We start from the raw sequence: 24,003 nt of genomic DNA on the forward strand, positions 1-24,003 counted from the left end.
CCAAAAAGCTGTTTTTATAGTATAATAGTACGGTGCAAAAAATGAATCACTGAATAGTAGGAAAGGATAGGGGATATGAAACAAGTTTTTCTCTCAACAACAACTGAATTTAAAGAGATCGACACGCTTGAACCGGGTACTTGGATCAACCTCGTCAATCCTACACAAAATGAATCGTTGGAAATCGCCAACGCCTTCGATATCGACATCACCGACCTCCGGGCACCGCTCGATGCGGAAGAAATGTCCCGTATTACCATCGAAGATGAGTATACTTTGATCATCGTAGACGTTCCCATCACAGAGGAAAGAAACAACCGCACCTACTACGTAACGATTCCGCTGGGGATTATTATCACCGAGGAAACCATTATCACCACCTGCTTGGAACCTCTCCCCGTTCTCGATGTCTTTATCAACCGTAGACTGCGTAACTTTTACACCTTCATGCGTTCACGTTTTATCTTCCAGATTCTCTATCGCAACGCAGAGCTTTACCTGACTGCCCTTCGTTCGATCGACCGTAAGAGTGAACAAATCGAAAGTCAACTTCACAAGTCTACTCGAAACGAAGAGTTGATCGAGCTCATGGAATTGGAAAAGACCATCGTCTATTTCAAGGCCTCACTTAAGACGAACGAGCGCGTGATTAAGAAATTGACCAGCGCAACTAGCAATATCAAGAAATACCTAGAGGACCAAGACCTGCTCGAAGATACCCTGATTGAAACCCAACAGGCCATTGAGATGGCAGATATCTATGGAAACGTCCTTCACTCTATGACAGAGACTTTCGCTTCTATCATTTCCAACAACCAGAACAACATCATGAAAACTCTGGCTCTCGTGACCATCGTCATGTCTGTCCCAACCATGATCTTCTCAGCCTACGGGATGAACTTCAAGGATAATGAAATCCCTCTAAACGGCGAGCCTCACGCCTTCTGGTTAATCGTCTTTATCGCCTTTGCTATGAGTGTTTCGCTCACTCTCTATCTCATCCATAAAAAATGGTTCTAAGAGGAATCCCTATGTCTCAGATTGATTTACAAAAACTAACCAAGAAAAACCAAGAGTTTATCCACATCGCTACCCAACAATTTATCAAAGATGGCAAAACAGACGCTGAAATCAAGACTATCTTTGAGGAAGTTATTCCCCAAATCCTTGAGGAACAAGCTAAAGGTACGACCGCTCGTTCCCTCTATGGCGCTCCAACCCACTGGGCTCACAGCTTCACCGTCAAGGAGCAATACGAAAAAGAGCATCCAAAAGAAAATGATGATCCAAAACTCATGATTATGGACTCAGCCCTTTTTATCACTGGTTTGTTTGCAATGATTAGTGCCATTACGACAGCCTTTTCAGCTAATCAAGCCATTGGCTACGGCTTGATTACCCTTTTGCTTGTTGGTCTTGTTGGGGGAGTTGCCTTTTACTTTATGTACTACTTTGTCTACCGCTATTATGGACCCGATATGGAGCGTAGCCAGCGTCCTCCTTTCTGGAAATCTGTGCTCGTTATCCTGGCTTCTATGGTCCTTTGGTTAGCCGTTTTCTTTGGAACTAGCTTCCTACCAGCAGCTCTCAATCCAATCCTTGCTCCATTGCCTTTGGCTATCCTGGGAGCTGCCCTTCTCGCTCTTCGCTTCTATCTCAAGAAACGTTTTAACATCCGAAGTGCAAGCGCGGGCCCATCACGTTATTAAGAAAAGTGAAACGCTATGGCATATAGTCAATCTTTAGCTAAGCAGATTCGAAAAATTCTAGCACTCAAACTTCCTCCCCAAATTTTCGAAGAAGAGTTAGAAGAAAAGAAACTGTTTGGTGGCCTGGCCTTTATGATTCGTGGGAAAATGGTCCTTACTGTCAGTTCCAGAAAGGACGAGCTGGTTATGGTGAGAATTGGCAAAGAAACGGAAAAGCAAGTTCTACCCCGAACAGGAGCTCATACCACATTGATGAGAGGGCGACCTTATCATGGCTATATAGACCTAGATATCGAAGGTCAAAAAGAACTTCCTTACTGGATTGATTTAGCTCTCTCCTATAATCAAGAGTTGACCAAGTAACTCATATCTAGTGAGATTAGAGATTAGAAAAACGAAAAGCAACTGCACAAGCGGTTGCTTTTTTCACTTGCTTTCTTGAGATTCAATAGCACTTCTGAGTCTCATTCTTGTAGTTTTCTCTCATCTTTTGTGATAGAATAGGCTCATACTCAATGAAAATCAAAGAGCAAACTAGGAAGCTAGCCACAGGCTGTACTTGAGTACGGCAAGGCAAAGCTGACGTGGTTTGAATTTGATTTTCGAAGAGTATCAATCTATTTCTAGGAGGATGAGATATGGTTTCTACTATTGGTATTGTTAGTTTGTCTAGCGGTGTTATCGGAGAGGATTTTGTCAAACACGAAGTCGACTTGGGGCTCCAACGTCTTAAGGATTTGGGACTCAATCCTATCTTTTTGCCCCATTCGCTAAAAGGGTTAGACTTTATCAAGGACCATCCGGAGGCACGTGCAGAGGATTTGATGCAGGCCTTTTCTGATGATAGCATCGACATGATCCTATGCGCCATCGGTGGGGATGATACCTATCGCTTGCTACCCTACCTTTTTGAAAACGACCAGCTCCAAAAGGTTATCCAACAAAAGATTTTTCTTGGCTTATCGGATACAACCATGAACCACCTTATGTTGCACAAACTAGGGATCAAGACTTTTTATGGGCAATCCTTTCTAGCAGACATTTGTGAATTAGACAATGAGATGTTACCCTATAGCTTTCACTACTTTAAAGAATTGATCAAGACAGGAAGAATCTCAGAAATCTGCCCTAGCGACCTTTGGTATGAGGAACGGACTGATTTTAGTCCCAAGGCTCTGGGAACAGCTCGTATCAGTCATGTAAATACAGGCTTTGATTTGTTGCAAGGAAATGCTCAGTTTGAGGGAGAAATTCTCGGTGGTTGCCTTGAGTCCCTCTATGATATCTTTGACAATTCTCGATACGCAGACAGCACGGACCTCTGCCAAGAGTACCGACTCTTCCCTGACTTATGTGACTGGGAAGGAAAGATTCTCTTGCTAGAAACAAGCGAAGAAAAGCCTGAACCTGATGATTTCAAAAAAATGTTGCGGACTTTAAAGGACACGGGGATATTTGGGGTTATCAGTGGACTCTTGGTCGGAAAGCCAATGGATGAAACCTTCTATGACGACTATAAGGAAGCACTATTGGATATCATTGATAACAATATCCCGATTGTCTATAATCTGAATGTCGGTCACGCAACTCCAAGAGCCATTGTGCCCTTTGGCGTTCACGCTTATGTGGATACACAGAAGCAAGTCATTCGCTTTGACTATAACAAAAAATAAACAATTTCTCCATTTTTGTGCTTTGGTATTGATTTTCGTTACAATTTGTGTCTGAATTTATTGCATTTTGCTTATTTCTATGATATCTTTTTAAAGGAGGTGTATATGACTAAACAAAAAATAAATCAAATTGTCGGTTCAATTGGAGCCTTTATCGGGATTGTTGTATTTATCGCCTACATCCCACAAATTTTTGCCAATTTACAAGGCAACAAAGCTCAACCATTCCAGCCTTTATCCGCAGCAGTATCTTGTTTAATTTGGGTTATTTACGGATGGACAAAAGAGCCTAAGAAGGATTGGATACTAATTATTCCAAACTCAGCTGGCGTTGTCTTAGGTGGACTGACATTTCTTACTGCACTATAAAAGTTACTAGCATATAATCAAAAAGCTGAGATAATTTTCTCAGCTTTTTCTATTTTCTCAGATAGTTAGACGCTTGGACTCACTAATTTCCGTTTTTCCACTCGCAATCATTCTCGTGGTCATCAACCAGGCCTGCCGCCTGTAGAAAAGACAAAACTGCGACTGGACCTGTAAACTTGAAGCCTTGTTTTTTGAGATCTTGAGACAACTTTTCAGACAAGGCTGTTTTAGAAGGTGCTAGGTGATAGTCAGGAACATCATTCACGATCGTTTTTCCCTCAACAAAGGACCAGAGATAAGCGTCAAAAGAGCCGTAGGTTTTCTGGACTTGCAAAAATGCTTGGGCGTTGGCACGTGTCGCAAAGAGCTTGGAACGATTTCGGATGATGGCTGGATTCTCTAACAAGGCTTCCAACTCGCCATCTGTCATTTCCGCGACACGTTGAACTTGGTAGTTGTAAAAGACTTCTCGGAATCCTTGGCGTTTGTTTAGTACCGTTTCCCAAGATAGACCCGACTGGTAAGTTTCCATACAGAGCAGTTCAAAAAGAGCACGGTCATCATGAAGGGGTTGACCCCACTCTTCATCATGATAGGCCACATATAAAGGATTGTTCATTTTAACCCAACCACAGCGTTTTGTCATATTATTCTCCTATTTTACCAACATCTTAAGGGCCGATTTGATATAGTTCTCAGCTGTATCTGTCGTTCCTTCAAAGAATTTCTTGATTTTCTTGAGCTCAGTCGCCTTGTAGCCCAGTGCCAACATGGCTTCCATGGCTTCTTCCAGTTCTTGGTTTTCAGCGCTGGTTTGCACTGCCACCTTGGCAGGAAGGTCATCGCTAGCCACAACTACCTTACCTTCCAAGTCTAGCACCATCTGCTGGGCTGTTTTCTTGCCAATTTTAGGGAACTTAGTCAAGTAGGTGATGTTCTTAGTTTCAATCGCCTGAACCAAGCCAGCATTGTCATCAGCTGCGATGATAGCAAGAGCTGATACCGGACCAATCCCTGATACCGAAATCAGACTAAGAAAGAGTTTCTTCTCATCTTCTGATCGAAAACCATAGAGCAGATGGGCGTCCTCACGGACAACTTGGTGCACATAAATTTGAGTTTCTTGATTGACCTGACCTGAGTAAGAATAGGGATTGGCTACATGCAAAATATAACCTATACCATTTGCCTCTAGGACGATGTATTTAGCAGTGATTTTGGTAATGATTCCTTTTAAATATTCGTACATAATTTTTCTCCATTATTTTGCCTATCTAGTATACCATATTTCCCTAAGACAGACTGCAACAAAAGGTGCAACCTCTGGTTGACAAATAGTACAGGAGATTGTATTCTCATTATAAGTAAAAATTGTTAGGATAGAGGTAGAAAAAGGAGGATAGAATCATGAAACTCGCAGAAAAACTATTTGAGCTCAGAAAGGAAAAAGGTTGGTCCCAGGAAAAGCTAGCTGAACAAATCAATGTTTCTCGGCAAAGCATCTCAAAATGGGAGTCTGGACAAGTCCTTCCTGAAATCGAAAAAATCATTGAATTAAGCAAGATTTTTCAAGTGACAACTGACTATCTGCTACTGGATGAAAACTCTGAAAAAGATTCCACAGCAGTAATTTTTGAGGAAGACAAGGACAAATACTATAAGGAGGTTAAATCCTTTGGTCTTTGGCAAGTGATTTATATTTTCGTCTTAGCTCTGGCTATCTATCTCTTTTTAGCTGGTTCTAGTTTTCCAGCCGAGTTCACCGCCTGGATTTGGCTGACCTTCGTTCTTTTGATTGCTTCAGCGATTGCTATCAGCAAGACTCTCAAAACCAAACAACGTTATCTTGATAAAGTGATTGGTCTTGAGAATCCCTCAAACCAAGACAACTCTACAAAACCTTGAATCACCTAATTCCGTTTTCGCAATATTTTTTAGAACTGGTCTTGTCAAGCAAGTGTAAACTTCGTGTCAAGCTACCCATGTCCAATCAAGTTCCCACTTTAGAAAAACTAAAAAGCCTTGTTCAAAAGGAACAAAGGCTTTTTGTGTTCTTAATATTTCCCCAACTCACGAAGACTCGTATGATTTTCCTGAATGCGTCGAAACATTTTTTCCATATCTGACTTGGTAAAATGCACCAAAACGGGACGTCCGTGGGGACAGTTATAGGGATTGTCACATTGAGAAAGCTGATAAAGAAGCTGTCTAGCCGAATGGTCATCGATACGATGATTTGCCTTGATAGACCGCTTGCAGGACATCATGATAGCCAGCTCTGCTCGGTATTTCTTGATCGAAACTTCCTTGGTCAAGAGTAGCATGTCGCACATTTCATAGATGCCTGACTCAATCTCTTCTTCTGCCATCCAAATAGGATGTTCACGCAGGATAAATTGATTTTCCCCGTACTCTGCTAGAAAGACACCCACTTCCTCTAAAAGAGGCATTCTTTCCTTGAGACAAAGCGCATCATCTGCAGGAAATTCAAAGATGTAGGGCACTAAGAGTTGCTGTTGGCTCTGGTCAACATTGCCGATGCTTTCACGATATTCCTCGTACTTAACCCGTTCCTGAGCCGCGTGCTGGTCTATGATGTAGAGCCCATCTCGCCCTTGGGCAAAAAGATAGGTCCCGTGCATTTGCCCGAAAAACTCCAACTCTGGGAAGCTAGATGCTTCTTCTCGCTCCAACTTATCATAAGCCTTATCGAGACTAGCTAGGTCTAACTCTGGATGATCTAGTTGGTCGTAGTTAGCAGGCTTTCTCTCTGCAAAATGCAGTTTTGCGGGCTTGGTTAACTGGTCCAAAGTTTCTTTGGCAAACAAGGTCAAATCCTGTTTCTCTTCAGTCAGGTCTACTTGACTGTCTGAAACCTCAGCTGGAATAGAGCTTGTTGCTTCCGTTTGCTCGTAGTAGAGATTGTTTTCTTTGAGTGGGAGAATGGTCTGCTCCACCTTTTGACGATTACGCACGGTCGATTTGGCAAGATTTTCCAAGGCATCAGGGATTAAGGCTTGTTCCTTGAGACTATTTGAAATAGCTTCTGAAACTAGCGCCATTAGTTCTTTTTCCTTGGAAATCCGCACTTCTTGTTTGGTTGGATGGACATTGACATCAGCCAGATAAGGATCGATATGGATGTGAATGACAGCCAGTGGAAAACGTCCCACCATGAGCTTGCTACCGTAACCATCAAGAATAGCACGATTGAGCAAGAAGTTCTTGATATAACGACCATTGATGAAGAGACTGATATAGTTGCGGTTGGCTCGGGTTAACTCAGGCAAAGACACAAATCCTGAAATTTCGAAATCTAGGTCAGAGTTCTCAATGGCAATCATCTTCTTAGCACTCGCCAAACCGTAAATCCCTGCGATGGCTTGACGCAGTTGACCAGTCCCTGCTGTCCGCGTCATTTCCTTGCCATCACTGATCAAACTAAAAGAAATCTCAGGATGGGCCAATCCCAGACGGTTGACAATATCAATGATATGAGACAATTCCGCTTGCTGGCTCTTCATATACTTGAGACGGGCAGGCGTGTTGAAGAAGAGGTCCTCCACACAAACCTTGGTTCCCACTGGACTAGTCGCTGGGATGACTTCCTCAACTTCACCCCCACGCGCAACTAGCTTGGTTCCATGACTCGCACCATCTACCGCCGTCAACAAAGTCAAGACACTGACAGACGCGATAGAGGGCAGGGCTTCACCTCGAAAACCAAGCGTCCGAATCCGAAATAGATCTGCTTGATTTTTTATCTTACTGGTCGCATGGCGACGCAAGGCTAACTCCACCTCATCGTGGGCAATTCCATGACCATTATCTGTGATTTGGATTTTCTTGAGACCAGCTTCCTCAATCTCGATGATAATCTGGCTAGAACCCGCGTCAATGGCATTTTCTACCAATTCTTTGACCACACTGGCAGGACGTTCAATCACTTCTCCTGCCGCGATTTGGTTTGCCAGCACCTCTGGCAATTCAATAATATGAGACATCTTTCAGCCCCTTTCTGTATCTATTTTCCTAGAAATTGATTAGTGCTATTATACCATATTTCAGATGTTACCAGAAAAAGCAAATACCACATAGACTCCAAATCTCTCCACATAGGCAAAAGCTCTTGCCAGAGGTCGTAAAATAGTGTTTAATAAAGGTGTACAGGAAGTGATCACAATTTTGTATGAAAGGTAAGGAGGGAAGTTTATGAAAGTAGAACTACAGATTAAGGAGACTTACAAGGAGGAAAAGCTGATTGTCCAAGCACCTCAAGAAACCAAAAAAGTCCAAAAAGTCATCGAGTTCGCAGAAAATCTGGACCAAAAAGAAACAATCAAAGGTAAGATTGATGATCAGGTCTATCTAGTTAAGATTAGTAAGATTCAGCGCTTCTATATCGAGAATCGAAAGGTTCTAGCAGAAACCGCAAGTCAGACCTACGCCATTGATTTGCGACTCTATCAGGTTCTTGAAATTCTGCCGACCACTTTTATCCAAATTTCCCAATCTGAAATCGTCAATATCGACTCCATCTCTCATCTCAAGCTCACGCCCAACGGTCTGGTTGAAATTTTCTTGAAAAACGAAAGCTTCACCTACTCTTCACGCCGTTACCTAAAAACCATCAAGGAGAAATTAGAACTATGAAAAAACAAGTATTTCACGACGCAGCTGCTGGCGTCCTCATCGGCCTCATCCTCTCTATCATCTTTTCACTCATTTATGCACCAAGTACCTACTCCCCATTAAGTTCCGACTCTCTCATCGGCCAAGTGATGACTCAACATCAGGTTCACGGCGCCCTGGTTTTGCTCTACTGCACACTTATCTGGTCAGCTATCGGCGTTCTCTTTAGCTTTGGCAAGCGATTATTCAGCCGTGACTGGAGCTTGCTCCGTGCCACACTTTCCCATTTCTTCCTCATGCTGACTGGATTTATCCCACTGGCAACTCTGGCTGGTTGGTTTCCCTTCCACTGGACCTTCTATCTCCAGCTCATTCCAGAGTTTGCGATTGTCTACCTTATCATCTGGACTATTCTCTATAAAAGAGAAGCTAAAAAAGTGGACTACATCAATCAACTTTTGGTCCATAAAAAGTAATAGAGAAAAACCCACTCACAAAAATGTGAGTGGGCTCTTTTTATAACTTTTGTTTGAACTCGACTAAGACATTCATAGCCTGCATAGGTGTCATGTTGTAAATATCCAGTTTAGCTAATTCTGCTAGGATAGGATGTTCTTCAGGCGCATCAAAGAGTGACATCTGTTCTGTGACAGCACTTGTTTGTCTCATCGGAGCAGGACTTTCCGTCCCTTGACTCTCCAGTTGTGTCAAAATCTTATCTGCTCTTGCTAAAAGTTCTGCCGGTAAACCAGCAATCTTAGCAACGTGGATACCATAGGATTTGTCAGCTGGTCCTGGTTCAATCTTGTGAAGGAAGGTGACCTGCCCATCTTGCTCCAAGGTTGCCACGTGGACGTTGACCAAGTGTTCCAAACTGGACTCCAGACTAGTCAACTCATGATAGTGGGTCGCAAAGAGGGTTTTGGCTCCGATATGTTCATGAATGTATTCGATGATGGACTGGGCAAGAGCCATCCCATCATAAGTTGCAGTTCCACGTCCCAATTCATCAAAGAGAATCAAGGAGTCCTTGGTCGCATGCGAAATGGCATTGTTGGCCTCCATCATCTCTACCATGAAGGTTGATTGACCTGAAACCAAATCATCTGCTGCTCCGATACGAGTAAAGATAGCATCGAAGATAGGCAAATGGGCGCTTTCTGCTGGCACATAAGAACCCAGCTGGGCCATAACCGCCGTCATGGCTAACTGGCGCATGTAGGTTGACTTCCCACTCATGTTTGGCCCTGTAATCAGCTGAATACTGGTATCTTCTGCCATCTGAATCGTATTAGGAATATAGGTCTGAGCTCCCATGACCTTTTCGACGACAGCATGGCGCCCTTTCTGGATATCAATTTGTGAATCGTCTCCAAACTCCGGTCGAATCAAATGCTGGGTTTCAGCCACAACTGCGAGACTTTGCAAGACATCAACCGTCGCAATTCCTTGGGCTAGAGCCTGCAAACGCTGGATGTACTTGCTGACTTCCTCACGGATGCGCATAAAGATTTCATATTCTAGGTTGGCTGACTTCTCACGCGCCTCCAGCATATCTCCCTCGATACGGGCTAACTCCTCTGTCCCAAAGCGTTCCGAGTTTTTCAGTGTTGCCTTGCGGAAAAAGTGGGCTGGAACATTTCCCAGTTGCGAATTAGTCACATGGAAATAGTAACCATCCTTTTTATTGTAGTCAATCTTAAGCGTACTGATGCCAGAGTTTTCTCTCTCCTTGGCCTCAATCTCAGCAATCCAGCTAGTCCCTTCTCTGAGCACACGACGGTATTTATCCAAGGTCTCATCAAATCCCGTACGGATAATGCCACCTTCCGTAATCACGTGAGGAGCTTCAGGGGCAATCGCTGCGCTAATCAAGCTCTCCAACTCAGGGATGTCATCCAACTGTGCGATGAGGTAGTCTAGAGCAGGTTGCTCCATTGCCTCTAAAATCGCACGAATCCGTGGCACACTAGATAAGGTGGTCGCCAGTTGCAAGAGATCCTTAGGATTGGTCTTACCAAAGGAAACTCGACTAGCCAAACGTTCGATGTCATAAACACCCTTGAGACTGTCTGTTAAATCACTGCGCTCAAAGAAGTGGTCAAGAAAGACCTGCACCACCTCTTGACGTTGGACGATTCGATCCTTATCAATCAAGGGACGATGGATCCAAGAACGCAAGAGCCGCATGCCCATAGCCGTTTTGGTTTCATCCAAAAGCCAGAAAAGACTGCCTTGCTTCTTGCCTGAACGGGCATTCTCAACCAAATCCAGACTAGCCTTGGTCGCATAATCCATCTGTAAGAAATCTTTGATTTCATAGCGGATAACTGGTTTGAGATGGTTCAATTCCCGCATCTGGGTCCGATGAACATACTTGAGCAGCTTACTAGCTGCTGCTTGCTCCACAGATGCCAGTCGTGGATCCAGTAAATGAATATCCTCAAAGCCATCCTTCTCATAAGAAAGCACCAGATTCATCTGACGGCTGAGGATTTGTTCTTCTTCCTCAGACAAATCATAACCCAGCACCACTTCACGAGCCTTGAGGTTACGGATTTCCCCACAAACCAGCGTGAAATCCAATAAACCCGTCACATAGAAATCACCCGTCACCAGATCCATATAAGCCAGGCCAAATTGATTGCCATCACGATCTATGGCAACCAAGAAATTGTTCTGACTATCGGGCTTACTACTATCAACCACTGTACCGGGGGTGATGACCTGAACCACCTCTCGCTTGACAACCCCAACCGCTTGTTTAGGGTCTTCCATCTGCTCGGCAATAGCCACCTTATAGCCCTGCTCAATCAAAACATCAATATACTGCTGGGCAGAATGATAGGGAACACCAGCCATGGGTATCGGATTTTCTGCATTTTTATTACGACTGGTCAGTGAAATCTCTAAAATCTGCGCCGCATTGACCGCATCTTCGTAAAACAGCTCATAAAAATCACCCATCCGAAAGAGCAAAAAAGCATCTGGATATTGCTTTTTAATATCCACATACTGCTGCATACCAGGTGATAGTTTTTCTGTCGTCATATTGGCTCTCTCCTTGTCAAAAATAAGGCTTGGGAACAAGTCCCAAAACCCTATTCATCCTTCATCAAATCTAGCAAACGCTCTTCCATGAGCTTGGCAACATGCTGGTCTCGACAAATAACCAGCAAGGTATTGGCTCCTGCAACTGTTCCTAAAATCGCCTCGTCCTTATTTTCATCAACAATATTTGCTAAGACAGCTGCTTCTCCCAGCTTGGTATGAAGTACCAAAGTAAACTCTGCTCTCGCAACCCCTTCTAGATGATGCGACAAAAACTCTACCAAATCAATCTTTTCTGTTTCATTCGCTAGCACATAATATACCATACCATTTTTCTTAACCTTGATCAAGCCGATCTCGCGCAGGTCGCGAGACAAGGTCGTTTGCGTCACAAAGACATTCCGAACTTCTAGGCGATCTTGGATATCCTTTTGTGTAGCTAGTTTTTCCTCAGTGATCATCTTTTTAATCAACTGGTGTCGTTCTTTTTTTCTCATATCAACCTCTTACATGAATATTTATAACCGATTTCGGGTTTATTTTTAGATATAATTATACCAAAAAAACTGAATAATTCAAAAAAATCTTTCTTCTTTCACTAAATTTATGATAAAATAGAATAAAAGTCCAAAAGGAGCCTACCTATGAGTACAAAAAAACTGATTGCTAGTGAATTGGCTAGCGTCATTGATAGCCTGGATCAAGAGGCTATTTTCAATTTATTAGAACAACCAAAAAACTCTGACATGGGAGATATCGCTTTTCCTGCTTTCTCACTTGCAAAAGTCGAACGCAAAGCCCCTCAAATAATTGCTGCTGAAATCGCTGAAAAAATCAACAGCCAAGCCTTTGAAAAAGTTGTTGCAACTGGTCCTTACGTCAACTTCTTCCTTGATAAATCTGCCATTTCTGAAGCAGTTATCAAAGAGATCATCGAAAAAGGATCTGACTACGCTCAACAAACGGAAGGCAAAGAGCAAAATATCACGATTGACCTATCAAGTCCAAACATCGCAAAACCCTTCTCAGTAGGTCACTTACGTTCAACTGTTATCGGAGATGCTCTTTCTAATATCTTTAAGAAAATGGGCTACAACACTATTAAAATCAACCACCTTGGAGACTGGGGTAAACAGTTTGGTCTTCTCATGGTTGCCTATAAAAAATGGGGAAGTAAGGAAGCCGTAGAAGCTAATCCAATTGACGAATTGTTGAAATTGTACGTTCGCATCAATGCTGAAATCGAAAATGACCCAGCTCTTGATGATGAGGGACGTCTCTGGTTTAAAAAATTGGAAGATGGCGATCCAGAAGCAACTCAACTTTGGCAATGGTTCCGTGATGAAAGTTTGGTTGAGTTCAACCGCATTTACAAACTGTTAAACGTTGAATTTGACAGCTTAAACGGGGAAGCCTTCTATAATGACAAGATGGACGAAGCCGTGCAAATCCTTGAAGAAAAAGGTTTGCTAGAAGAATCACGCGGAGCTAGCATTGTTAACCTCGATGATGTTGAACTTCCACCTGCTATGATTAAGAAATCTGACGGTGCAACCCTCTACATCACACGTGATATTGCGACAGCTATCTACCGTGCACGTACTTACAATTTTGTTAAAAATATCTACGCAGTTGGTCAAGAACAATCCAACCACTTTAAACAGTTGAAAGCTGTCTTAAAGAAAATGGGATTTGCTTGGAGTGACGATATGGTTCACGTGGACTTCGGTCTTGTAACCAAAAATCGCCAAAAGCTCTCTACTCGTAAGGGAAATATCATCCTGCTCGAACCTACCCTTCAGGAAGCTATCAGCCGTGCCAAAGCACAAATCGAAGCGAAAAATCCTGACCTCGAAAACAAGGATCAAATCGCCCAAGCTGTTGGGGTTGGAGCTGTCAAATTCTACGATCTGAAGACTGACCGTCGAAATGGTTATGACTTTGATTTGGAAGCAATGGTTTCCTTTGAAGGTGAGACTGGTCCATATATCCAATACGCTTACGCACGTATTCAGTCTCTACTTAGAAAAGCCGATTTCCAACCAAATGCTCAAGCAAGTTACAGTCTAAATGATGCTGAAAGCTGGGAAATTATCAAACTTCTCCAAGACTTTGCCCGTGTCATCAAACGCGCATCTGTCAACTATGATCCATCGCTCATTGCCAAGTATGCAATCAGCTTGGCTCAAGCCTTCAATAAATACTATGCCCACACTCGTATCTTGGATGAAAGTCCAGAGCGTGACAGCCGTCTAGCCCTCAGCTACGCAACAGCTGTTGTTCTCAAAGAAGCCCTTCGTTTGCTTGGAGTAGAAGCACCAGAGAAGATGTGATTCAGTACTAACAATTGGAACTAAAGTTCCTAATTGTTAGACACTAGCCGCTTTTATGCGGACTAGCTAACTGCTTCACTAGTCATGACCCCTAAATATAATCGATTTAGAGGCCATGACGTCGTAACTATGGTGATTTGGCTAGGCGCTTCACTAGTTCACATAAATAAACAGCGATTTGTTTATGTCATAATAATAAAAAACTAGACCTTTCAAGTATATCATCGAATTATCTAGTCTCTTGTGCGGGATGCCTGCCATGCAATTCTAGTCACCTAATAGAAAAGCGAAATGTTTCTTTCGCTTTTCTTATGTCATCAACTTTTTTATCAAACCAGGAGAAATTTTATGAGCCAGTATGCTTATATCTTAGTTCTTATCAGTCTTGTCGTTCTTTTTCTCATCAATAAGTACGAAAAAGAAAAACTTCAACAACTCCTTCAGGAACAGCTTCTGAAGGACGAAGCTTTCAAAACAGACATACGCGAAAGGATCCAAACAACGGAAAATATCAATGATGTGATTGACTACATCAATAAAGGTTACCGTTTGGGACTCCTGCTTTCTAAGGAAATCACTGAGCAACTGAAATAAGGGAATCCGAGAAGCTTTCTTCTCGGATTTTTTACTCCCATCAATACCATTTCCTTGTGATAATCATATCTTTCATATGATTTTTCTGAAATTTTCTAAATTTTTCAAAAATTCTCTTGCATTTTTCATAAGTTTCTTGTAGAATAGTAGCTATCTATTCAGATTATTCTGAAAATTCAAAAATAGGAGTGTTTATTATGTCACAAGTTACTTCATCACACCAGTCTACCTGGGCAAGCAAACTAAAGGCAATGGGGCCAGGAATCCTAATGGCTTCTGCTGCCGTTGGAGGTTCTCACATTGTATCCTCTACTCAAGCTGGTGGTTCTTATGGTTGGTCACTACTCCTCTTGGTTATCTTGGCCAATGTTTTTAAATATCCATTTTTCCGTTTTGGTGCCGAATATACTGCCGACACTGGCAAAACCTTGGTGGAAGGCTATGCTGAAAAAGGAAAACTCTATCTCTGGATTTTCTTTATCCTCAATGTCTTTTCAGCTATGGTCAACACAGCTGGTGTTGCCATTCTGTGCTCAGCTATCATCGCCAGTGCCTTCCCAATGATCGGTCTTAGCATCACTCAATGGTCCCTCATCCTTGTTGCGGTCATTTGGGCTATGTTACTCTTTGGTGGCTACAAACTATTGGACGGTATGGCAAAATGGATCATGTCTGCCTTGACTATTGCAACTGTTCTTGCCGTCATCATTGCTGCCGTTAAGCACCCAGAATACAGCTCTGATTTTATCGAGAAAACACCTTGGCAAATGGCAGCCCTACCCTTTATCGTTTCCCTTCTAGGTTGGATGCCTGCCCCTATTGAAATCTCAGCTATCAACTCACTCTGGTCAGCCGAAAAGAAAAAAACCGTTAACTTTAATACAGAGGACGCCCTTTTCGACTTTAACGTTGGTTACATTGGAACGGCTATCCTCGCTGTATTCTTTGTGGCACTCGGAGCACTCATTCAGTATCCTACAGGTCAAGCAGTTGAAGCTGCATCTGCCAAATACATCTCGCAATTTGTGGGCATGTATGCCTCTGTCCTTGGCGAATGGTCTCGATATTTGATTACCTTCATCGCTTTCCTCTGTATCTTTGGGACAGTCATTACTGTCATCGATGGCTATTCACGTGTCAACCAGGCCTCCCTTCAACTCTTGGCAAATCAAAAAAAGGATAATCGTAAATCTTTGAACATCTGGATGACCATCACAGCTATCATTGGTATCGTCATCATCAAGTTCTTTGCCGGTCAAGTTTCAACCATGCTCCGCTTTGCCATGATTGGATCTTTTCTTACAACACCATTCTTTGCCCTTTTGAACTATGTGTTGGTGACAGGTGAAAATAAAAATCTTCCTTCTTGGCTAAAACTCCTCGCTATCGCAGGATTGATTTTCCTCTTTGGATTTGCCATCTTCTTTATCTATGCACTTGCCATCGGAAAAGCAGGTTAGTTCACAAAGTAGCACCCTCGTCTGGGTGCTTTTTTCTGCATTCAAAAGGCAGTTGAGAAAATCCAACTGCCTACTTGAACGATTCTAACTTTCTGAGTCCAATCCATATAAGTCCGCGATAATCGCTGCGACCTTTTTAATATCTCCCAGCATTCCTCTCATTTCAAAGTCAGCCAATACAGGGAAACCAAAGCGCTGGCTGTACTGCTTGGCAGTCAGACAGTATTGGTTATTAAAATTGCGATTACCAGAGCCAACTACCCCAAAACACTTACTGGCATTGTTTCCATAGGCGATAAAGTCGCCCACTGGAGTCGTTAAAATCTCAATATCTCCGTTATCGATACCATTTCCACCTTCTAGATAGGTCGGTAAAAAGGCGACATAAGGATGATCCATCTCAAATAATTCTTGACCTTCCTTGACCAGATCCTTGATATGAATCTTTTGGACCTCAATCCCTTCGTACTGAGACAAGAGATAGTCCTTAAGTCGAGTTACAAAACTCTCTGTATTCCCGCTCAAACTGATATACACTAAGGATATTTTTTTCATGTTAACCTCGATTTTTATGTTTACGATATAAAAAGAACTAACAAGATTGTAACTTGATAGTTCCCTTTTGTCAATACTTAGGTAGCCTCTTCTGCTTCGACTTCCTCAGACAAATCTTTTTGTTGACGCCACATCTTGTAAAAGACAATGGCAAGGAAGAGGACATTGATAACAACAAATAAAATCGTTGTTCCCTTTCCAAGGACTTCTGTTCCTAGTCGCAAAGTTTCATCACGGATGGCTTGTACAGCATCTTGCATACCCATATAAGTATAAATCGAACCAACAATGGCAAGCAAAACATAAGCAATGTAAGCATAATTTGCATATTGCAAATGATTACGAACCAAGAGCACAATACCTGCGACTACTAAAATCGCAGATAAAATAATCAAAACGATGTTAACAGTCGAATGCGATAATTCAGCTGTCTTATGTAGATAATTAATCGTATCCTCCAGTTGCTGGGCGCTAGCACCTTGAACTTGAGCTTGACTGGCACCTAGTGTTTCTTTACTGGGAACTGGACTTAGTATTCCAAACAAAGACATAGCTGAAATCAATGCTGATAGGACTAATAGAACCCAAAGATAAATTGGTTTCTTTTTCATAATTTTTCCTCCTTAAGGTATTTTGAACATTATAGCATTTTTTGTATGTAAATACAAGTTTTACAGGGAACTTTCGACTTGTTTGCGATAAGCTTTTGGTGATTTTCCGCACAATTTACGGAAGACCTTGTAGAAATATCCAACATTGCTGTAACCAACAGCATAGCAAACATCTTCAATACTATCATTGGTTGAAAGCAAGAGCTGTTGCGCTGCCTTAATCCGCTGTTTGTTGAGCAATTCTGCGAAGGTTGAGTTGGTTTCTCGCTTGATTAACTGACCGAGGTAGACAGGATTGATAAAGAGATCTTTGCTGATATCCTTAAGTGATAACTCTTTTTGATAATCACGGCCGATAACCTCTAGAACACTCACCACGTTTTCATTCATGCGGTACTGGCCAAAGAACTTAGTCAAGGTTTCTTTGATGTAGGCAACCAATTCTTCAAAGGAGTTAATAGCATGGATGGCTTTGACAATCTCGGTCATATCATCCGCTTTTAAGTGCTCAAACAAGTGGAAGACATCCATGACAAACTGAGTGAAAAGTTGCTTCGTGATGGCCACGCGCGGAGTATTCTCCAAAACAACCTTCTCCAGCAGGGTTAATTCCTCGATGATTTGATTGATATTCCCTTGGATAATCACCCGATAAATCGGCTCGTAATAAGCAAACAAACTCTCGGATTTTTCTAGATTAACTGAACCGTAGAAAAGGGCTTTTTCTGCGTTGATCTTCCATTTTTCAAAGGCTTGTTGGTAGGGCGCTACAAAAGGCGTTACTACGATTCCATCTAGTGGTTGATCAGAGATAAAAATCTGCCAGTCTTGACCTAAAACATAGTAAGGAATAGTGAAGGATCCTTGCTTTTCCTTGGAAAGACCTATCCACCAGTTGTCTTTACCTGACAGGTAGTTAGTAAATCCTGCCTCATCCAATTCTTGGCTGAGAGTTTGGCTTTGCTCCACCTTTTCTTGAAGCTGTCGCGCAATTTTTTCTAATAGATGACTCAACTCCACCTTATCCACTGGCTTCACCAGATAATCCACAACACTAAGATTCATTGCTTTTTTAACGTAGTCAAATTCCTGATAACCTGACAGCAAGATATAATAGGTATCTGGAAGCAGCTCCTTCATTTCCTTAATCATCTCAAGTCCGGTCTTATCTGGCATGTTGACATCGGAAATGATCACATCTACTGGATTTTCCTTGACATAGTCTAAAGCATCATCTGCGTGATTAGCTGTTGCGACGACTTGCATATCCCATTTTTCAAAGGGGATTAATCGCTTGAGCCCCTCTGTCACCATATACTCGTCGTCTACTAATAAAACTTTATACATTTCCCTTCCTTTCTATTCATTTTGAATAGTAATACGGTAACGAACACCTTCTTGCTCAGCTGACTCTACACTGATTTGGTAGCGATCTCCAAAGTAGAGAACAAAGCGTTCGTGTACATTTACTATTCCAATTGACTGCCGCTCTCCGCTATAGCTTGCCTCGTGCTCAAAACTTCTCTGAGTTAGTTTTTCTTGCAAGCTAGCTAGTTTCTCAGCAGTCATCCCGCGACCATTGTCTACCACTAGGATTTCAACAAAACCTTGGCCCTTCAAAACCTTGATACTGATCACATTGTCTGTTCGGCGGTGGTCAATACCGTGGGCAAAGTAGTTTTCTACCAATGGTTGGAGCGTAAACTTGGGAATCCTCATATTTTCTAATTCGGGTGCAATCTTAAAACCATAGGCAACTGACTTTGGATAACGCACCATACAGAGATAGCTGTATTTGCGACAAAATTCTAATTCTTGCTTCAGCGTCGTTTCCCGCTCATCGGAGATATTATTGCGTAGTAAACTGCTAAATTCATAGATAATATCCGCCAGTTCATCTTGGCTTTCCATGACGGCATACATCCGTAAAAACTCCAGAGTATTGTACATAAAGTGAGGATTGATTTGAGCCTGTAGGGCTCGCATATTGGCATCCTTTTGGCTGAGCTCTAGCTGATAGATATCATGGATATTTTTTTCCAGTCGATCCAACATATCATTGGTGGTTTCTGCAATGAGAAGCAACTCTTGGTCTTTTTTAGAAGTATCGATCCGAAGTCCCTCTTCTCCTTGAGCAATAACCTCGATAGACTCCACCAAGTCCACAACCTGCCTTTGGTAATTGGAGAAGGTCTGCCTCAAGGTCACATATAAAATAATAATAAAGAGAACACTCAAACCAACAATAACAGCGGAACTAGTTAAAGTCCCAGTAAGAACAAAATTTTTAGGAACAGCTGATTTGACTTGATAGCCATGTGATGTCAAACCAACAATCCAATTTTCCCGTTCAGCTACTACATTTTCCCCTATATGAAACAATTCAGTATCAAAAGGGGAAGTGATCGTCACGGCCACAGGAATCAGACCGCGAGTATTATCAATTGCTTGGTAAAGTACATCCTGCGATAAAGAAATGTAGATAACACCTAGAGACTGATCGGAGTTAGGATCAAGTACTGGTATGGCAAAACTATTGGCTGCTGGTTTGAAATCCTCAGCAAGAATTTTCTCTCCGCTACGTTTCTCTCTAGTGGAAACGTAGACTTCCTTGTAGTCTTGCAAAACAATTGCAACACCTGCCACAAAGTCATTTCTTACATACAAATCATCAATGTTTTCATACAAGGATACTGAGACATAGGGAGACGCTTTACGTTGCAACAGCCAGTAAAAATAATCCGATGTACTCAGACTAAAATACTTGTAAATCCCTTCAATCCGTGCTCGATTTTCAACCAGTTCCTGCGCTAGCTGAGTCGACTCTCTATGGTAATATTCAACCTCACTCACTGTCCGAGTCGTCACACGTTGAGCTACTCGTTGGGCTTCTTTTTCACGGGAACTCCAGTCAGCATAGGAGAGCATGACCGCAAAGCTTGCAATGATGGCAATCATCACCAAGGTATAGATGCGCAAGAGCGAGTGGAGCCAGAACGGCTTCATTTTATTTTGTCGCCAATTTTTCATGGATACTTTCATATACGGGTTCCAACATATCACTGATAAAGAAATGCCATACACCAATCCCTACGAAAAAGAGGAGGGCAGGCATATAGTAACCAATTCCTACAAGCATGACTGTACCAAATAAAACCTTGGCAATTGCCGGCAAATTCATAAAAATTCCGATAAGAGCGAGTTTTACAGTATTTCGATAAGAGAGCTCATAGTGAACTTGTAGTTTCAATGAAACGGTATAAGCCAAAAAAACAAAGGCAACAACAAGGATATTGAGAAAGGTTGCCAAGAGATGGAAGATAGTCTGATGGGGCAATTGAACCAAAAGGTACAAACCATAGACTAAGACTAGATCCACAAGTACAAAACTGTAGAAAGCTAGGTTGCTCTTGACAAAGTTACTCTTATATAATTCCCAAGCTTCTTTCAAATGATATGCTCGATAAGTATAACCGTGCTCCGCATATAAACTCATAAGGGTTGCGCTAGCTGGTGCCAAACCAAAGACTACACCTCCTGCTAGTGTGAATAACCAGAAAAAAGCCGTCGCAATCATTCCTAAAAAGAAACGATTAAAGACGAATTCTAGAAACTTTCCCATAATATCCTCCTTAAAACAACTATGTAACTATTATATCATATTTCAAACGTTTTCAAAAACATAGAGCTCCCATTTACAATCCTCTAAAAGCGTGATACAATTGATTTTGACAGTTTTATATAAGGAGATTCTCATGAAGAAAAATATCTTAACTACCCTCTTAGCCGTCGTCCTCTACTTCCTCTGTCTAGGAATCGGAGTATTACTTGGACACTTGGTCGATTCAACGGGCAATATGTTCTACGCGCCTGCCTTTTCTGCCCTTGTCGGTGGCAGTGTCTACATGCTTCTTTTGGCAAAGGTTCCTCGTTTTGGAGCGATTACCACTCTCGGACTCTTTATGGCTCTCTTTTTTCTAGCTAGTAAACACGGCGCTGGCGCTTTTCTACCAGCTATCGCCTGTGGTCTTGCAGCAGATGCCATCGCTCATCTCGGCAATTACAAAGATCGAATCAAAAACACCCTCTCCTTCCTCGTCTTTGCTTTTAGTACAAGTGGCCCTATCTTCCTCATGTGGATCCGTCCCAAAGCTTACGTGGCTACCTTACTCGCGCGTGGAAAATCCCAAGAATACATTGACCGTATCATGGTCGCTCCAGAGTTGGACAAAATCCTTCTCTTTGTTTCAAGCATCCTCCTAGGTGCCTTGATTGGGGCTGTGGTTGGGCAATTTCTAAGTCAAAAAATAGCTGATAAACTATAAGGTAAAAGCCCTGAAGACTAGCAATGCCTAGCTTCAGGGCCTTTTTGTATACAATCTTAAAATTCACTATAGATAAATTCTTGAATATTCGAAAAATCGGTCACAAAACAGTAAACCACGATGCTCAAGATAACCGTATAAAAAAATAGTGTCCACAAGATTAAACGATGTGTGTTAGTTAGCTTGGTTTGCAAATTTGTAAAGTTCTTTTTCAACTTCCATCCATCCTTTCACTCCAACGTGCATCACGTCAAATAAAAAGTAATCATCATACTCTCTGTTTCCATAGTTTAATACGGTTGCACCATGGCTTTTTGCGACATCTTCTATTTTTTTATAAGTTTTTTCTCGCATCTCTCTTGAGACACCTGTGTAATCATTCCATTTCCCGTTTACTGGGAAAATAATAACCTCAACTTCAATGCCCAATTCTTTAGCAACTGTCAAGAAGAGTTCCATATCTGAATACTCTGGTGACTCTAGGTAGCTCAAATCTTTATTGGAATCTTTTAGCGATGCATAGCGATCTTTTAAGTAAGTATTGTAGTAGTTATTATCAACAGCATAGTCATTATTGTCTGTTTTCTTTTTGACCTCTTCTACAAATTTCTTGGTCAGCTGCTCCCAATCATAGTCTGGGGTTTTGTCTCCTAACGAAGGATAATCTGATTTGGCATGTTTTTGATAAAAAGTCTGTTTGAGCTTAAAGGAATACATCGCGTTCTCGAACTCTAATAGTTTTTTATCAACAATGGTTCCTTTTCCATCTATGAAATAACTTTTATATTTTTTGTAGATGTCATTTTGTTGCTTGTTCCCCTTGGTAATCTCAATAATGCGATTGATTAGTTTTTCTTTCGTTTCCTTACTAATCTTGTCATTATCTAACATGTGGAAAATATGTTCTTGGGAAGCTTTATTCAAAAAAGCATCTTGATGGGTTCCATCTTTTTCAAACCACTGAACAGACTCTACTATAGCTACTTTTCGCTTGGTCATAGCTCCTTCAATAGAACCCAAGGTCGTAGCCTGAATGATGTTTTGAGAATAACTGGTCCCAATCTGCATGATATTAAAATCGTTGTAGTTAAAAATTTTATTTGGATGATAGTCTTCATTTATCGTCGCAACTAACTCTGAGGAACCCATTAGAACCAGTGTATTGGGGGTGATATTGCTTGTTAGAATGTCTCTACTTTTATACTTTTCATACGAGGTGCTATAGCGAATACTGTTATCCTTGACTTTATAATAATCATCAATCTTCTTGACATAGGTCACATTTAAAAGGGCAAGCGTCGCAATTACGAGCACAAGCGATAGTAAAAATGCTTTTAATTTAATCATCTCGTTTTATCCTATCCCTTCGATCTAGCCGATTTCTTTTCAATCTCTTATCTCTTTAAAATCGTCAGTAAGATTTTATAGGGTTCACCTGAAAAGATAAAGAAACCAATCATAACCAAATTCATGGTCACAAACCAACTTAGCAGCTTATACCAGTTTTTGTTTTTATTTTTCTTATAAAAATTGCTTTTCTTTTGATACACTTCAAATCCAGCCATCAAGACACCGTGATAAAAACCATAAACAATGTAGCTAACACTAAGACCATGCCAAAAACCCATGACCAACATATTGACCATATAGGCATAGGTTGCATTGTGTAGCCTATTTTTAAACCATTTTTTCCTGATAACCTGCATCAATACTCTTGAAAATACAAAATCTCTCAACCAGGTAGACAAGGTGATATGCCATCTGGTCCAGAAATCCTTGATATCGACACTCAAGAAAGGTTTGTTAAAGTTCATCGGTGTCTGAATACCTAGAATGTTACTACTTCCAACAGCCATTAGACTATAGCCTGCAAAGTCGAAGAACAGATACAAGGTATAGAGGTACATATACTTGATTGAGTAAACGACTGTGCCAGTATTATTTAGAGCGAGTAACATCTGGTAAACATAGGTTGATAAAACAACCTTGTAAAGAAGACCTAGAACGATACGATACACACCGTCCCCTGCTAACTCCAGATACTCTTTTCGAGGCATGACCTCGTTTATCTCTTTTAAAAATCTCCTACTCCGATCAATCGGACCAGCACTAACTGTTGGGAAAAAGAGCAAAAACTGTAAGTAATCTTTTACACTGATTTTTTCTTTGATCAAGCCATCTGATATTTCTAGCATGATCTGAATGGTCTTAAAGGACATGTAAGAAATTCCAATAAAGGCCAACAAATGCAGAGAAGTCAGGGCAAAAACTTTATTGATCACCAAGGGAAAAATAGAAAGGAAAACCAGAGGTTTCAGCCGCTTTGCTTCTATCCTCTGTGCTAGAAAAACCAGAAAATACTGGTAAACGATAAAGGCGAGCAAATAGACAATCATCGCTCGACTCTTACCATAGATAGCTCCTGCGAATAAGAGGGAGAGGGCCAAAATATAGTAGTCCTTACGTTTTTCAAAAAAGTTTACCACAAAACCAATCAGTAAAACTACAAACAAGAGAAGGAAAAACTCATTCCCCTCGAAATAATTCATATCAACCGAACTCCTTTTTCATTTTCTCATCTCGCTTCAAGGTTTATCTTTCTAGTTTTTTCCTATCCTATCACTAGAGAGAGTTAGCTTTATCTATTATACCATAATTTAAAAACTTTAAATGCCCCTGTTGGCAGCTTCC

At 41.5% G+C, this 24,003-nt stretch carries 24 protein-coding genes; 12 read left to right on the forward strand and 12 right to left on the reverse strand.

Going from position 1 to position 24,003, the window contains the following annotated elements:
• The first annotated feature begins 75 nt into the window (after positions 1-75).
• The 5 genes from B7708_RS06335 to B7708_RS06355 all read left to right on the forward strand — a co-directional run bounded on the left by B7708_RS06335 (position 76) and on the right by B7708_RS06355 (position 3,751).
• Entirely contained in the window at positions 76-1,020 is a 945-nt protein-coding gene (locus B7708_RS06335) for a magnesium transporter CorA family protein (protein ID WP_084974527.1), read from the forward strand.
• A gap of 11 nt (positions 1,021-1,031) precedes the next feature.
• On the forward strand, positions 1,032-1,709 hold the full coding sequence (locus B7708_RS06340) for a DUF1129 domain-containing protein (RefSeq protein ID WP_084974529.1): 678 nt from the start codon (positions 1,032-1,034) through the stop codon (positions 1,707-1,709).
• 15 nt (positions 1,710-1,724) lie between these two features.
• Positions 1,725-2,072 (forward strand): TfoX/Sxy family protein, encoded by a 348-nt coding sequence (locus B7708_RS06345; protein ID WP_000331819.1) that lies wholly within the window; start codon positions 1,725-1,727, stop codon positions 2,070-2,072.
• 275 nt (positions 2,073-2,347) lie between these two features.
• Entirely contained in the window at positions 2,348-3,382 is a 1,035-nt protein-coding gene (locus B7708_RS06350) for a S66 family peptidase (protein WP_084974531.1), read from the forward strand.
• Between the two features lie 105 nt (positions 3,383-3,487).
• Positions 3,488-3,751, forward strand: coding sequence for a SemiSWEET family transporter (locus B7708_RS06355; RefSeq protein ID WP_000166113.1), 264 nt, complete (start codon positions 3,488-3,490; stop codon positions 3,749-3,751).
• An 82-nt stretch (positions 3,752-3,833) separates the two neighbouring features.
• On the opposite strand, the gene B7708_RS06360 is transcribed toward B7708_RS06355, so the two are convergent.
• Both B7708_RS06360 and ruvA read right to left on the reverse strand, forming a co-directional pair.
• On the reverse strand, positions 3,834-4,397 hold the full coding sequence (locus B7708_RS06360) for a DNA-3-methyladenine glycosylase I (RefSeq protein WP_084974533.1): 564 nt from the start codon (positions 4,395-4,397) through the stop codon (positions 3,834-3,836).
• A gap of 9 nt (positions 4,398-4,406) precedes the next feature.
• Positions 4,407-5,000, reverse strand: a complete 594-nt coding sequence (gene ruvA, locus B7708_RS06365; RefSeq protein ID WP_000273413.1) for a Holliday junction branch migration protein RuvA — start codon at positions 4,998-5,000, stop codon at positions 4,407-4,409.
• 158 nt (positions 5,001-5,158) lie between these two features.
• On the opposite strand from ruvA, the gene B7708_RS06370 reads away from it, so the two are divergent.
• Positions 5,159-5,656, forward strand: coding sequence for a helix-turn-helix domain-containing protein (locus tag B7708_RS06370; RefSeq protein ID WP_084974535.1), 498 nt, complete (start codon positions 5,159-5,161; stop codon positions 5,654-5,656).
• 149 nt (positions 5,657-5,805) lie between these two features.
• Here the strand turns inward: B7708_RS06370 and mutL are convergent, their stop codons facing one another.
• Positions 5,806-7,755, reverse strand: coding sequence for a DNA mismatch repair endonuclease MutL (gene mutL / locus B7708_RS06375; RefSeq protein WP_084974537.1), 1,950 nt, complete (start codon positions 7,753-7,755; stop codon positions 5,806-5,808).
• A gap of 208 nt (positions 7,756-7,963) precedes the next feature.
• Here mutL and B7708_RS06380 point away from each other — a divergent pair, with 208 nt between their 5' ends.
• Together B7708_RS06380 and B7708_RS06385 are read left to right on the forward strand one after the other, a co-directional pair.
• Positions 7,964-8,404, forward strand: a complete 441-nt coding sequence (locus tag B7708_RS06380) for a LytTR family DNA-binding domain-containing protein (protein ID WP_084974539.1) — start codon at positions 7,964-7,966, stop codon at positions 8,402-8,404.
• Positions 8,401-8,859 (forward strand): DUF3021 domain-containing protein, encoded by a 459-nt coding sequence (locus tag B7708_RS06385; RefSeq protein ID WP_084974541.1) that lies wholly within the window; start codon positions 8,401-8,403, stop codon positions 8,857-8,859. The genes B7708_RS06380 and B7708_RS06385 overlap by 4 nt, the downstream gene beginning before the upstream one ends.
• Before the next feature lie 40 nt (positions 8,860-8,899).
• Here the strand turns inward: B7708_RS06385 and mutS are convergent, their stop codons facing one another.
• Entirely contained in the window at positions 8,900-11,434 is a 2,535-nt protein-coding gene (mutS, locus tag B7708_RS06390) for a DNA mismatch repair protein MutS (RefSeq protein ID WP_084974543.1), read from the reverse strand.
• Positions 11,435-11,484: 50 nt separating this feature from the next.
• Complete coding sequence (gene argR, locus B7708_RS06395) at positions 11,485-11,931, reverse strand: arginine repressor (RefSeq protein ID WP_061418468.1); 447 nt, start codon at positions 11,929-11,931, stop codon at positions 11,485-11,487.
• Positions 11,932-12,078: 147 nt separating this feature from the next.
• On the opposite strand from argR, the gene argS reads away from it, so the two are divergent.
• The 3 genes from argS (at position 12,079) to B7708_RS06410 (ending at position 15,821) form a co-directional block, all read left to right on the forward strand.
• Positions 12,079-13,767: an arginine--tRNA ligase gene (gene argS / locus B7708_RS06400; protein WP_084974545.1), complete on the forward strand. Its 1,689-nt coding sequence runs from the start codon at positions 12,079-12,081 to the stop codon at positions 13,765-13,767.
• A 348-nt stretch (positions 13,768-14,115) separates the two neighbouring features.
• Positions 14,116-14,361: a hypothetical protein gene (locus B7708_RS06405; RefSeq protein WP_000084853.1), complete on the forward strand. Its 246-nt coding sequence runs from the start codon at positions 14,116-14,118 to the stop codon at positions 14,359-14,361.
• A 197-nt stretch (positions 14,362-14,558) separates the two neighbouring features.
• On the forward strand, positions 14,559-15,821 hold the full coding sequence (locus tag B7708_RS06410) for an NRAMP family divalent metal transporter (protein WP_084974547.1): 1,263 nt from the start codon (positions 14,559-14,561) through the stop codon (positions 15,819-15,821).
• 84 nt (positions 15,822-15,905) lie between these two features.
• Here B7708_RS06410 and nrdI read toward each other — a convergent pair whose 3' ends face one another.
• The 5 genes from nrdI to B7708_RS06435 all read right to left on the reverse strand — a co-directional run bounded on the left by nrdI (position 15,906) and on the right by B7708_RS06435 (position 20,609).
• The gene (gene nrdI / locus B7708_RS06415; RefSeq protein WP_084974549.1) at positions 15,906-16,376 is read right to left on the reverse strand and encodes a class Ib ribonucleoside-diphosphate reductase assembly flavoprotein NrdI; all 471 of its coding nucleotides are present in this window, start codon (positions 16,374-16,376) and stop codon (positions 15,906-15,908) included.
• Between the two features lie 77 nt (positions 16,377-16,453).
• Entirely contained in the window at positions 16,454-16,987 is a 534-nt protein-coding gene (locus tag B7708_RS06420; protein WP_084974551.1) for an ABC transporter permease, read from the reverse strand.
• Between the two features lie 60 nt (positions 16,988-17,047).
• A complete protein-coding gene (locus B7708_RS06425) occupies positions 17,048-18,334 on the reverse strand; it encodes a response regulator transcription factor (protein ID WP_084974553.1) in 1,287 nt (428 codons plus the stop codon).
• Between the two features lie 12 nt (positions 18,335-18,346).
• On the reverse strand, positions 18,347-20,017 hold the full coding sequence (locus tag B7708_RS06430; RefSeq protein WP_084974555.1) for a sensor histidine kinase: 1,671 nt from the start codon (positions 20,015-20,017) through the stop codon (positions 18,347-18,349).
• Positions 19,995-20,609 (reverse strand): YesL family protein, encoded by a 615-nt coding sequence (locus B7708_RS06435; RefSeq protein ID WP_084974557.1) that lies wholly within the window; start codon positions 20,607-20,609, stop codon positions 19,995-19,997. Before B7708_RS06435 ends, B7708_RS06430 begins: the two co-directional genes overlap by 23 nt.
• Before the next feature lie 133 nt (positions 20,610-20,742).
• Between B7708_RS06435 and B7708_RS06440 the strand changes: the two genes are divergently transcribed.
• Positions 20,743-21,312, forward strand: coding sequence for an MptD family putative ECF transporter S component (locus tag B7708_RS06440; protein ID WP_084974559.1), 570 nt, complete (start codon positions 20,743-20,745; stop codon positions 21,310-21,312).
• Positions 21,313-21,486: 174 nt separating this feature from the next.
• On the opposite strand, the gene dltD is transcribed toward B7708_RS06440, so the two are convergent.
• Together dltD and dltB are read right to left on the reverse strand one after the other, a co-directional pair.
• Positions 21,487-22,659 carry a D-alanyl-lipoteichoic acid biosynthesis protein DltD gene (gene dltD, locus B7708_RS06445; protein WP_084974561.1) on the reverse strand — a complete coding sequence of 391 codons (1,173 nt, stop codon included), beginning with the start codon at positions 22,657-22,659 and terminating at the stop codon, positions 21,487-21,489.
• A gap of 47 nt (positions 22,660-22,706) precedes the next feature.
• Positions 22,707-23,861, reverse strand: a complete 1,155-nt coding sequence (dltB, locus tag B7708_RS06450; protein ID WP_084974563.1) for a D-alanyl-lipoteichoic acid biosynthesis protein DltB — start codon at positions 23,859-23,861, stop codon at positions 22,707-22,709.
• Positions 23,862-24,003: the final 142 nt, after the last annotated feature.

The sequence above is a fragment of the Streptococcus oralis subsp. dentisani genome (assembly GCF_002096615.1).
GTDB lineage: Bacteria > Bacillota > Bacilli > Lactobacillales > Streptococcaceae > Streptococcus > Streptococcus oralis_U.